The sequence below is a fragment of the Sphingomonas sp. dw_22 genome (assembly GCF_018449795.1).
GTDB lineage: Bacteria > Pseudomonadota > Alphaproteobacteria > Sphingomonadales > Sphingomonadaceae > Sphingomonas.
Map to the genome: position 1 here is coordinate 44,284 of NZ_JAAVVE010000027.1, position 11,178 is coordinate 55,461.

12 protein-coding genes and 1 tRNA gene are annotated in these 11,178 nt (G+C 64.6%); all 13 read left to right on the plus strand.

All coding sequences use genetic code 11. From position 1 onward, the window contains the following. Window positions 1–1,311, plus strand: coding sequence for an MFS transporter (locus HB724_RS12840; protein ID WP_213981338.1), 1,311 nt, complete (start codon window positions 1–3; stop codon window positions 1,309–1,311). 15 nt (window positions 1,312–1,326) lie between these two features. Beyond that, on the plus strand, window positions 1,327–2,775 hold the full coding sequence (gene uxaC, locus HB724_RS12845; protein ID WP_213981339.1) for a glucuronate isomerase: 1,449 nt from the start codon (window positions 1,327–1,329) through the stop codon (window positions 2,773–2,775). A 28-nt stretch (window positions 2,776–2,803) separates the two neighbouring features. After that, the gene (kduI, locus tag HB724_RS12850) at window positions 2,804–3,646 is read left to right on the plus strand and encodes a 5-dehydro-4-deoxy-D-glucuronate isomerase (protein WP_213981340.1); all 843 of its coding nucleotides are present in this window, start codon (window positions 2,804–2,806) and stop codon (window positions 3,644–3,646) included. 145 nt (window positions 3,647–3,791) lie between these two features. Further along, window positions 3,792–4,547: a 2-dehydro-3-deoxy-D-gluconate 5-dehydrogenase KduD gene (kduD, locus tag HB724_RS12855; protein ID WP_213981341.1), complete on the plus strand. Its 756-nt coding sequence runs from the start codon at window positions 3,792–3,794 to the stop codon at window positions 4,545–4,547. Next, window positions 4,544–5,548: a sugar kinase gene (locus HB724_RS12860; protein ID WP_213981342.1), complete on the plus strand. Its 1,005-nt coding sequence runs from the start codon at window positions 4,544–4,546 to the stop codon at window positions 5,546–5,548. The genes kduD and HB724_RS12860 overlap by 4 nt, the downstream gene beginning before the upstream one ends. A gap of 78 nt (window positions 5,549–5,626) precedes the next feature. After that, complete coding sequence (locus HB724_RS12865) at window positions 5,627–6,658, plus strand: LacI family DNA-binding transcriptional regulator (RefSeq protein WP_213981343.1); 1,032 nt, start codon at window positions 5,627–5,629, stop codon at window positions 6,656–6,658. 264 nt (window positions 6,659–6,922) lie between these two features. Further along, window positions 6,923–7,804, plus strand: a complete 882-nt coding sequence (yghU, locus tag HB724_RS12870) for a glutathione-dependent disulfide-bond oxidoreductase (protein ID WP_213981344.1) — start codon at window positions 6,923–6,925, stop codon at window positions 7,802–7,804. 11 nt (window positions 7,805–7,815) lie between these two features. Continuing rightward, the gene (locus HB724_RS12875) at window positions 7,816–8,469 is read left to right on the plus strand and encodes a DsbA family oxidoreductase (protein ID WP_213981345.1); all 654 of its coding nucleotides are present in this window, start codon (window positions 7,816–7,818) and stop codon (window positions 8,467–8,469) included. A 221-nt stretch (window positions 8,470–8,690) separates the two neighbouring features. Beyond that, window positions 8,691–8,766: transfer RNA gene (locus HB724_RS12880), tRNA-Thr, on the plus strand. A 367-nt stretch (window positions 8,767–9,133) separates the two neighbouring features. Continuing rightward, complete coding sequence (locus HB724_RS12885) at window positions 9,134–9,610, plus strand: SRPBCC domain-containing protein (protein WP_213981346.1); 477 nt, start codon at window positions 9,134–9,136, stop codon at window positions 9,608–9,610. 34 nt (window positions 9,611–9,644) lie between these two features. Beyond that, window positions 9,645–10,499: a DUF4238 domain-containing protein gene (locus tag HB724_RS12890; RefSeq protein ID WP_213981347.1), complete on the plus strand. Its 855-nt coding sequence runs from the start codon at window positions 9,645–9,647 to the stop codon at window positions 10,497–10,499. Between the two features lie 50 nt (window positions 10,500–10,549). Then, entirely contained in the window at window positions 10,550–10,954 is a 405-nt protein-coding gene (locus HB724_RS12895; protein ID WP_213981348.1) for a hypothetical protein, read from the plus strand. Then, window positions 10,942–11,178, plus strand: a 237-nt coding sequence (locus tag HB724_RS12900; RefSeq protein WP_213981349.1) for a hypothetical protein, incomplete at its 3' end; no start/stop codon positions are given. The genes HB724_RS12895 and HB724_RS12900, both read left to right, overlap by 13 nt.

Below are 11,178 nucleotides of genomic sequence, written 5' to 3' on the forward strand. Positions count from 1 at the left end.
ATGGCGGCATCTGGTGAGGCGATCATCGCCAAGGCGGCGGATCGCGTGGGACGATATCGCTGGGTCGTGGTGTGGCTGCTCTTCGCGGCGACCGCGATCAACTATGTCGACCGCCAGATGATCGCGGTGCTCAAGCCCGATCTGGCGAAGGAGCTGCATTGGTCCGAGACGGACTATGCCCATATCGTCTTCTATTTCCAGGCGGCCTACGCGATCGGCTATCTCGGTTTCGGCAAGATCGTCGATGCGATCGGCGCGCGCTTCGGCTATGGCATCGCGGTGGTGATCTGGACGATCGCCCATGTCGCGCATGGCGGCGTGCATACGGTCACCCAGTTCGCGATAGCGCGCTTCGGCCTGGGCATCGGCGAATCGGGCAACTTTCCCGCAGGCGTGAAGGCCGTGGCGGACTGGTTCCCGGCCAAGGAGCGCGCGCTGGCGATCGGGTTGTTCAACGCCGGATCGAATGTCGGCGCGATCCTCACCCCGCTGCTGATCTGGGCGATGGTGCCCGCGATCGGATGGCGGATGACCTTCGTCGTCACCGGCGTGTTCGGCGTCGCCTGGCTGATCGCCTGGCTCGCCATCTTCCGCGACAGCCCGCACGGCCATGCCAAGGTGAGCGAGACCGAGCTGGCGCATATCAGCCAGGATCCCGCCGATCCGGCGGTGAAGGTGAAGAACCTGTGGGGCAAGCTGCTGGTTCGCAAGGAGACCTGGGCCTTTGCGCTCGGCAAGTTCTTCATCGATCCGATCTGGTGGTTCTATCTGTTCTGGCTGCCCAGCTATATCGGCAAGCAATATGGCCTGAACCTCACGTCGTGGGACACGCCCACCGCGGCGCTGGCGCTGGCGGCGATCTACCTGATCTCGGATGCGGGCAGCGTGGCGGGCGGCTGGCTCTCGGGCCGGTTCATGAAGGGCGGGATGAGCGTCAACAAGGCGCGCAAGCTCACCATGCTGATCTCGGCCTGCTTCGTGCTGCCGGTGATGCTCGCCACCCAGTTCCACAATCTGTGGCTGAGCGTCTGCGTGATCGGCGTGGCGGCGGCGGCGCACCAGGCGTTTTCGGCGACGCTCTATACGCTGCCTTCCGACTTGGTGCCGCGCTATGCGGTGGGATCGGTGATCGGCATCGGTGGCACGCTCGGCGCGGTCGGCGGCATGGTTTTCACCACCTATGTCGGCTATGTGCTCGACGCGCTCGGCAGCTACACGCCGTTGTTCGTCGCGGCGGGCGCGGCCTATTTCCTTGCCCTGCTGTCGGTGCAGATCCTTTCCCCGCGCCTTGCCCGCGCGGATGTCGTCTGAATGGAGTAGATTAGCGTGCCCAAGCCCCTGAAACTCGATCCCGACCGGCTCCTTCCCGCCGAGGAACGCACCCGCAGCATCGCGCGGGAGCTCTATGCCCAGGTGGCTGGGCTGCCGATCATCAGCCCGCACGGGCACACCGATCCGACCTGGTTCTCGACCAACGCCAACTGGTCGAACGCCACCGAGCTGCTGCTCTCGCCAGATCACTATATCTACCGCATGCTCTATTCGCAGGGCGTCGCGCTCGACGACCTGTGCGTGCCGAGCAAGGCCGGCATGCCGGCGACCGATCCGCGCAAGGCGTGGCGGACCTTCGCGGAGAACACCCATCTGTTCCGCGGCACCCCTTCGAGCACGTGGCTGAGCCATGTGTTCGGCGAGGTGTTCGGCTTCGACGTGGCGCTCGATGCCTCGACCGCCGATCACTATTACGACACGATCAACGAGAAGCTGGCGTCCGACGCGTTCAAGCCGCGGGCGCTGTTCGACCGCTTCGGCATCGAGTTTCTGGCGACCACGGAAGGCCCGCAGGACGATCTCTCGCCGCATCACGTCATCCACAGCTCGGGCTGGAAGGGGCGGGTGGTGACCACCTATCGCCCCGACGCGGTGATCGACGTCGAGCATGAGCAGTTCCACGGCGCGATGAAGGTCTTTGCCGAGAAGACCGGCGAGGACGTGTATAGCTGGGACGGCTATCTTGCCGCGCATCGCAAGCGCCGCGCCGATTTCCGCGCCGCGGGCGCCACCGCGACCGATCACGGCCACCCGACCGCGCAGACCGCCAACCTCACCAAGGACGAGGCCGAGCGGCTGTTCCGCACGATCCTGTCGGATCGCTGGACGCCGCAGGATGCCGAGCTGTTCCGCGCACAGATGCTGACCGAGATGGCGGCGATGTCGGCCGAGGACGGGATGGTGATGCAGATCCATCCGGGCGCCTTCCGCAACCATAATGGCGGGCTGTTCGAGAGCCATGGCCGCGACAAGGGCGCGGACATCCCGATGACCACCGATTACGTCCATGCGCTGAAGCCGCTGCTCGATCGCTTCGGCACCTCGACCGACCTGTCGATCATCCTCTTCACGCTCGACGAGACGGTCTATGCCCGTGAGCTGGCGCCGCTGGCCGGCCATTATCCGTGCCTGAAGCTCGGCCCGAGCTGGTGGTTCCACGACAGCCCCGAGGGCATGCGCCGCTTCCGCGAGCAGGTGACCGAGACGGCGGGTTTCTACAACACGGTCGGCTTCAACGACGATACGCGCGCCTTCCTGTCGATCCCGTCGCGGCACGACGTCGCCCGGCGCATCGATTGCGGCTTCCTCGCCCGGCTGGTCGCCGAGGGGCGGCTGCTCGACTGGGAGGCGGCGGAGCTGGCCTATGAACTGACCAACGGGCTGGTCCGGCGCGCCTACAAGCTCGACGCGATCGCGCCGGCGCCGGTCGCCGCGGCGGCCTGAGAAATACAATCAAACCACGGAGCATATGATGTTCGATCGCACCTATTACGCCACGCACCCCGACATGATGGAGTGCGTATCGAACGATGAATTGCGCGACCGCTATCTGATCTCGGACCTGTTCCGGGAGGGCGAGTGCGTGCTTAACTACACCCATGCCGATCGCTTCGTGATCGGCGGGGTGGCGGTGGGCTCGGCCCCGGTCAAGCTGCCGGATCAGACCGAGCCGGCATCGGCGGCGGGGCATCCGTTCCTCGAGCGGCGCGAGCTGGCGGTGGTCAATGTCGGCAAGGCCGAGGGGACCGTCACCGTCGATGGCGAGAGCTTCACGCTGGGCAACAAGGACTGCCTGTACGTGACGATGGGCGCGAAGGACGTGCAGTTCTCCGGCGCCGGGGCGCGCTTCTACCTGGCTTCGTGCCCGGCGCATAAGGGCTTCCAGACCCGGAAGCTCTCGATCGCCGACGCCAATGCGCTCGATCGCGGCAGCCTGGAGGAATCGAACGAGCGGACGATCTACCAGCTCGTCATCCCCGGCGTGTGCGATAGCGCCCAGCTCGTCATGGGCCTGACCGTGCTCAAGCCGGGCAGCGTGTGGAACACGATGCCGCCGCACATCCATGAGCGTCGCAGCGAGATCTATTTCTACTTCGAGCTCGACGACACCGACAAGGATCGCGTCTTCCATTATATGGGCGAGGGCGAGGCGACCCGGCACATCGTGATCGCGAACGAGGAAGCGGTGATCTCGCCGCCCTGGTCGATCCATATGGGCTCGGGGACCAAGGCCTATGCCTTCATCTGGGCGATGGCCGGCGAGAACCAGGATTATACCGACATGAACGTGCTGGATATCTGCCAGCTGGCGTGATTCTGCTCCCCTCCCTGCAAGGGAGGGACTGGGGGTGGGTGCCGAGCCGCAAGGCTCGGCCTGCCTCCGTTCGAGAAGAAGCGCGGCGCTGCGCACCGCGCACCCACCCCCGGCCCCTCCCTTGCAGGGAGGGGAGGAGCTGAGAATGACCAATCCCTTCGACCTTACCGGCCGCGTGGCCGTCGTCACCGGTGCCAATACCGGCATCGGCCAGGGCATCGCGCTGGCGCTCGCCGCCGCGGGCGCCGATATCGCGGCGGTGGGCCGCACCCCGGCCCAGGAAACCGTCGAGAAGGCGCGTGCGCTGGGCCGCCGCGCCGAGATCATCTCCGCCGATCTCTCGACCATCGAGCCTGTGAACAGGGTTGTGGACGAAGCTGTGGATAAGCTCGGCGGGCTCGACATCCTGGTCAACAATGCCGGCATTATCCGCCGGGCCGACAGCCTCGATTTCACCGAGGAGGATTGGGACGCGGTGGTCGATACCAACCTCAAGTCCGTGTTCTTCCTGTGCCAGGCGGCGGCGCGGCACATGGTGGGGCAGGGGCGCGGCAAGATCATCAACATCGCCTCGATGCTCACCTTCCAGGGCGGCATCCGCGTGCCGAGCTACACCGCGTCCAAATCGGGCATCGGCGGGCTGACCAAGCTGCTGGCCAATGAATGGGCGGCCAAAGGCATCAACGTCAACGCGATCGCCCCCGGCTATATCGCCACCAACAACACCGCGGCGCTCCAGGCCGACGAGGCGCGCAACCGCTCGATCATGGAGCGGATCCCGGCGGGCCGCTGGGGCTCGCCCGACGATATGGGCGGCGCGGCTGTTTTTCTCGCCTCTTCGGCTTCGGACTATGTACAGGGCCATATCCTGGCGGTGGACGGAGGCTGGCTGGCACGATGACGATTGCTTTCTTCGGCGAACTGATGCTGCGGCTCTCGCCGCCGGGCCGCGAGCTGCTGCTCCAGACGCCCAAGTTCGAAGTGAATGTCGGCGGGGCCGAGGCCAATGTCGCGACCGGCCTGGCGTGCCTGGGGCACAGCGTCCGCATGGTGAGCGCGGTGGCGGACAATCCGCTGGGCGCGGCGGCGATCGGCGAACTGCGGCGGCGCGGGGTGGATACTTCCACCGTCGCGTCGGAGCCCGGCCGGCTCGGCCTCTATTTCCTGACGCCGGGCGCGGGGCTGCGGGCCTCCGAAGTCGTCTATGATCGCGCCCATTCGGTGTTCGCCGACCGGCCGGCCGACGCCTGGGACTGGGACAAGGCGCTGGCGGGGGCGACCCGGCTGCACCTTTCCGGCATCACCCCTGCGCTGGGGCCGAACTCCGCCGCTGCCGCGATCAATGCCGCCGAAGCGGCCGGGGCACGGGGCATCCCGGTGTCGTTCGACGGCAATTACCGCGCCAAGCTGTGGGAAGCCTGGGACAGCGATCCCCGCGCGGTTCTCGCCCGGCTGATCGAGCATGCCGATATCCTGTTCGGCAATCATCGCGACATCTCGCTGCTGCTCGGCCGCGAATTCTCGGGCGACGGCTCCGACCGGCGCCGCGAGGCGGCCGAGGCGGCGTTTGAGGCGTTCCCCAAGCTGGAGCTGATTGCATCGACCGCGCGGCATGTCGTCGACGCCGACAGCCACCGTGTCTCGGCGCGGATCGACACCCGCCAGGGCGCGACCCAGACCGAGGAAGTGCTGATCGCCGGCATCGTCGACCGGATCGGCGCGGGCGATGCCTTCGCGGCGGGCGTGTTGCACGGGCTGTTCACCGGCGGCGATGCGGCGGACGCGGCACAGGCGGGTCTTGCGCTCACTGCGCTCAAGCATTCGCTGCCGGGCGATGCGAGCCTGTTCGGGCCGGGCGACATCGCCGCCTTCCTTGAAGGGGAGTTGGACGTCCGGCGCTGACCGGGACTGTCCCACGATTCTCCGGATCCTGTCCGAGGGACAGTATCGCAAGCCTTCACAATCCGATATGACTTGCCCATGCAGCGCACGGGCAAGCCAACCATCAACGACGTCGCGCGGATCGCCGGTGTCTCCAAGAAGACCGTCAGCCGGGTAATCAACCGCTCCCCGCTGCTCAACAGCGAGACGCGCGCCAAGGTGGAGGCGGTGATCGCGGACCTGGGCTATGTCCCCAATGTCCAGGCGCGGGCACTGGCGCTGCGGCGCAACTTCCTGCTCGGGCTGATCCACGACAATCCCAACGCCCAGATGGTGATGAACGTCCAGGCGGGCATATTGGAGGCGATCCGCGACACCGAGTTCGAGCTGATCGTCCGCCCGATCGACCGCGGATCCTCGACCATGCTGGCGGACGTGCGCAATTTCCTGGAGCGGCAGCGGCTCTACGGCGTGCTGATCCTGCCCCCGGTTTCCGAGAACGACATGCTTGCCGAGCTCTGCCGCGAGCTGGGCACGCGCTATGTCCGCATGGGCTCGACGGCGCTCGACACGAACGAGCATATGGTCGCCTCCAACGACAGCGACGTGGTGACCGAGGCGGTCAATCACCTGATCGCGCTGGGCCATCGCCGCATCGGCCTGATCGCCGGCCCGCACGGCTTCCGATCGGCGCGGGAGCGGCGCAAGGGCTTCGAGCATGCGCTGGCCGAGGCGGGAATCAAGCTGCCGCGCAGCCTGATCGCCGACGGCACCTATACGTTCGAAAGCGGGCTGGCGGCGGCCGACCGGCTGCTCGACCTCTCGCCGCGCCCGACCGCGATCTTTGCCTCGAATGACGAGATGGCGGCGGCGACGCTCCACGCGGCGCGGCGGCGGGGGATGAGCGTGCCGGAGGATCTGTCGATCATCGGTTTCGATGACACTGCGATCGCCTCGCACATCTGGCCGCCGATGACGACGGTGCACTGGCCGATCATCTCGATGGGCCGTTCGGCGGCGCTCAAGCTGCTCGCGGATTTCTTCGGCGACGACCAGGCGGTGGAGGAGCCATCGCTTTTCCCCTCGACGCTGATCCACCGCGCATCGGTGGCGCCGCCGCGCGAGGGGTGAGGCGGGCCGGCATTTCGGGCATGCCGGTTGACTCATTTGACTCGACTCGTTGACTCATTTGACACGACGCGCCGTGTTTCCACGCGGGGGTGCCCGTATCCCTGGAACCTTCGACGATGAGAAAGAGCCGATCCTTCGCTCGGCGCTCAAATCCTATTTTGCAAGGCCCTGGCGTGGCGAAATGCGCTTGCCGAACGGCGGGGGCATCCACATCTAACGGGCGCGTCGGCACTCCTGCCGCTCGCGCCTATCCCGGAGCCGTCGATGAGCGAACCCACTGCCTATGTGCCCCCCAAGGTCTGGACCTGGAACAAGTACAATGGCGGCCAGTTCGCCAATATCAACCGGCCGATCGCCGGGCCGACGCACGAGAAGGAGCTTCCGGTCGGCCGCCATCCGCTCCAGCTCTATTCGCTCGCGACGCCCAACGGCGTGAAGGTGACGGTGATGCTCGAGGAACTGCTCGCGCTCGGCCATTCGGGCGCGGAATATGACGCCTGGCTGATCCGGATCAACGAAGGCGACCAGTTCGGCAGCGGCTTCGTCGCGATCAATCCCAACTCCAAGATCCCGGCGCTGATGGACCGCAGCGGCCCCGAGCCCATCCGCGTGTTCGAATCCGGCTCGATCCTGATGTACCTGGCCGAGAAGTTCGGCGAATTCCTGCCCAGCGATCCGGCGAAGCGCGCGGAGTGCCTCTCCTGGCTGTTCTGGCAGATGGGCAGCGCGCCCTATATCGGCGGCGGCTTCGGGCATTTCTTCGCCTATGCGCCGGTGAAGATCGAATATGCGATCGACCGCTTCGCGATGGAGGCCAAGCGCCAGCTCGACGTGCTCGACCGGCGGCTGGCCGAAGTGCCCTATATCGCCGGGGACGACTATACGATCGCCGATATCGCGATCTGGCCCTGGTACGGCAATCTGGTGCGCGGCCAGATCTATGGCGGCGGCGAGTTCCTGCAGGTACAGGAGTATGAGAACGTCGTGCGCTGGGCCGAGAAGATCGCCGAGCGGCCGGCGGTGCAGCGCGGGCGGATGGTCAACCGCGCGTTCGGCGAGCTTTCCGAGCAGCTGCGCGAGCGGCACGATGCCGGGGATTTCCTGACGAAGACGCAGGACAAGCTCGAAGCGGCGGACGCCGAATAAGGAGAGCGGCCATGAAGAAGCTCAAGATCGATTTCGTCTCCGACGTGTCGTGCCCCTGGTGCATCATCGGGCTACGCGGGCTGGAGGAGGGACTGGCGCGGGCCGGCGACGTGGTGGCGGCGGACATCGCCTTCCAGCCGTTCGAGCTCAATCCGGCGATGCCGCGCGAGGGGCAGAACATCGTTGAGCATATCGCCCAGAAATATGGATCGACGCCCGAGCAATCGGCCGCGAACCGCGCGATGATCCGCGATCGCGCGGCGGCGGTGGGCTTCACCATGGTTACTTCAGAGGCCAGCCGGATCTACAACACGTTCGACGCGCACCGGCTGCTCCACTGGGCGGAGGGCCAGGGCGAGGGGCTGCAAAAGGCGCTCAAGCTGGCGCTGTTCGAAGCCTATTTCACCGAGGGGAAGGATCCGTCCGATCCCGAGGTGCTGGCTGCGGCGGCGGAGAAGGCGGGGCTCGATGCGGAAACGGCGCGCGAAGTGCTGTCCTCGGGCCGCTATGCCCAGGAGGTGCGCGATGCGGAGCGGCTGTGGCAGTCGCGCGGGATCAACAGCGTGCCGGCCATCGTGATCGACGGCAAATATCTGATCTCCGGCGGCCAGCCGCCCGAGGCATTCGAACAGGCGCTGCGGGAGATTGCGGCGCAGGCGGCTTAGGAGAGTGGTGCCGGCTGCAGGAATCGAACCCGCGACATCGAGTTTACAAAACATTTGGAAACCGCAGTTCCGGGCGACGGAAATGGCGGAAAACCGCCATTTCCGAACCTTAGCTTTTGGCGCAATCCCTTTCAAGGGCACAATTCGGGCACACGGCTTTTTGCCGTAGGCGGAAGGGAAAACTTGGCGCGCAGAAGGTGTGTCGCTATTGGGTATAGCGTGCCGGTTTAGCTCAGTTGGTAGAGCGCCGCCCTTGTAAAGCGGATGTCGCGGGTTCGACTCCTGCAACCGGCACCAAACACTTGAATCCCCCTCGGCTCCGCCATTTCCATTTGATTTTATTAGATAATTCCTAAATTTTGGGGCCAGCCGCCTAATTTTGTTGCAAGTTCATCACGCGAGAGCGCCGCTTGCCTTCGCATTCGAAGGCCACCAAACGCGGTATCGCCCTCTACCGTCGTCTGCGGGAACGCATCGCAGCTCGGATCCCCGGCACCGAAAAGCTCAGCGAGCTCCGGCGTCGGCTTCATGTTCGCAAAGAGCCTGGACATTGGCTTGGCCTCTTACAGGGCCTCGACAGGCACATGGGTTGCCATAGAACATATATGGAACAAAGAATTTATTGAGGATGGCCGGACGGTGCCGACTTCGATATCCCCTCACCATGGCAAGCAATTCTTCAGAAGCTCGAATCGACACGGCGTCGCGGATCATCCTGGCGACGCCCAAGTCGATCTATCAGGCAATGACGGATAGCGAGGCCGTCCTGTCCTGGAGGCATCCCAAGGGGATGACCGCGCGGTTCGAGCGCTTCGATCCCAGGCCGAACGGCGGCTATCGCATGACGCTCTTCTATCCCGAGGAACTTCGCGGATTGGGCAAATCCCAACCGGATCGCGATATCGTCGAGGGACGATTCATCGAGCTGACCCCGTATGAACGGATCGTCGAAGACGTCGCGTTTGAATCGGCGGGCCCACAGTTCGCAGGCACGATGCGCATTACCACGACGCTCAACACCGTGTCGGACGGAACCAAAGTCACGGTCAGCTGCGAGAATGTTCCTGCGGGGATTCGCGCCGAGGTTCATGCAGAAGGCCTCGCGTCGACGTTGAAGAACCTCGCCCTCTTCATCGAGTGACGGCAGCCCCAACGCCACCTACACTCCGGCCAGAATGCCCAACCTGCCGAAACGACACCATTTCATCCCACAGATGATCCTGCGGCATTTCGCCGACAGTGACGGTCAGCTGTGGTTCTGGCGCCGCGGATTTGCGGAAGGAGATGTGCGCAAGGCTGGCACCCAGCAACTGTTCGTCGAGAAGGATCTCTATACGCGGTTTCACACCGACGGATCCAAGGACATCGCGCTCGAGAGGTTCTTTTCCGCGATGGAGGGCAATGGAGCGAGCTTCATCGATCAATTGGCTGATGCCGTCCGCAGCAACAAACTCCCGAAACTAGACGCGGGGGCGTGGGAATTCTGGGACCTCTTCTTCTACTTTCAGCTGAAGCGAACCCCCGGTGCGATCAAGGAGATTGGAGCGAAGATGGGCTTCGATGATCGGATCAAGGCGGCCGCGGACGAAATCCGTGCGATCAGGAAGGAGACGGGCAAGGACGTTGACGAGCCGGGCCTTGAGGAATGGATCGCCAAGAACGCTGTGGTCTTGGCCCAGGCCGCCAAGCCCAGCGACGAACTCCTTGCGCAATTCAAGACGATGGGCCTCGCCATCTACCGCATCAACGATCCGCAAAAGAGCTTTGTCGTCGGAGATGTACCCGGCGCGACCGCGAGATTTCGAATCGAAGGTGGATGGTCGCGGCCGACGATGTTCCTCCCCCTTACTTGGGATATCGCCGTTGGACAGCTCGGCGGCCGTCGTGCTGTCGAGGTCGTGATGGTTGATCGGGAGCAGGCAAGGCGGATGAACATCGCGTCGACAACCCGATCCACCGTCATCGCCGGCCGGTCGGGCGCGCTCATCGCGTCTCTGTCGCGCGACGTCCCATATACCGGCGTGATTTAGCCTCTGCGCCGCGCACTCTGCATTCGACCAAGCGCTGCTATACGGTGCTTATGGCATATGAAATTATTCGTGCGACCGAAGCGACCATGGCGGAGGTTGAAGCTTGGCTCGACCTCGAGGAGTCGGCCTATCAGACGGCCTATGCGGCCTGGGAGGTCGGCGGATATCTCGAAGAACAACCCCCTCGCGGATTCCGCTGTAATTGGGATTCGCTCAAGCGGCGCTGGCGCGAAGGCATAGTCCGGATCGACATATTGACGGTGGGTGGCCACGCAGTGGGATTTCTGGCGGGCACCGATTTCCTGGAAATTAGACCCGATTTTCGGAATGCTGGCTATGGGCGAGTCTTGGCGGAATTCATGCTCGCCATCGCTTACGACGATGGCTGGTCTGTCCTCGAATCGGGATCGCTCCGCCGACTGCGGTCCCGTTCTGGAAGCGCATGGGATTTGTGATCGTCCCGGAGCGCCAAGGCAGCGGAGGGGGAATCTTCGCCTACAAAATCCTCGCGCGCGGATTCAGCTTATCCGGCACCGAGCGCGTGTCCTACTCCGTCGAGTACTACTCCGAGCGGGAGAGATATGCCGATAGCCCAAAGCCCTTCGCTATATTTTCGGGCTTCGGCGAGCACCTGCCAGACGGGACCGTGCAGCTACCCGCGCGGGCTTATTGCTTCGAT

What these genes read in the sequence shown, in the direction of transcription:
- HB724_RS12840 (WP_213981338.1), top strand. Translation starts at nt 1, where the DNA reads ATGGCGGCATCTGGTGAGGCGATCATCGCCAAGGCGGCGGATCGCGTG.
- kduI (WP_213981340.1), top strand. Translation starts at nt 2,804, where the DNA reads ATGTTCGATCGCACCTATTACGCCACGCACCCCGACATGATGGAGTGC.
- kduD (WP_213981341.1), top strand. Translation starts at nt 3,792, where the DNA reads ATGACCAATCCCTTCGACCTTACCGGCCGCGTGGCCGTCGTCACCGGT.
- HB724_RS12860 (WP_213981342.1), top strand. Translation starts at nt 4,544, where the DNA reads ATGACGATTGCTTTCTTCGGCGAACTGATGCTGCGGCTCTCGCCGCCG.
- HB724_RS12865 (WP_213981343.1), top strand. Translation starts at nt 5,627, where the DNA reads ATGCAGCGCACGGGCAAGCCAACCATCAACGACGTCGCGCGGATCGCC.
- yghU (WP_213981344.1), top strand. Translation starts at nt 6,923, where the DNA reads ATGAGCGAACCCACTGCCTATGTGCCCCCCAAGGTCTGGACCTGGAAC.
- HB724_RS12875 (WP_213981345.1), top strand. Translation starts at nt 7,816, where the DNA reads ATGAAGAAGCTCAAGATCGATTTCGTCTCCGACGTGTCGTGCCCCTGG.
- HB724_RS12885 (WP_213981346.1), top strand. Translation starts at nt 9,134, where the DNA reads ATGGCAAGCAATTCTTCAGAAGCTCGAATCGACACGGCGTCGCGGATC.
- HB724_RS12890 (WP_213981347.1), top strand. Translation starts at nt 9,645, where the DNA reads ATGCCCAACCTGCCGAAACGACACCATTTCATCCCACAGATGATCCTG.
- HB724_RS12895 (WP_213981348.1), top strand. Translation starts at nt 10,550, where the DNA reads ATGGCATATGAAATTATTCGTGCGACCGAAGCGACCATGGCGGAGGTT.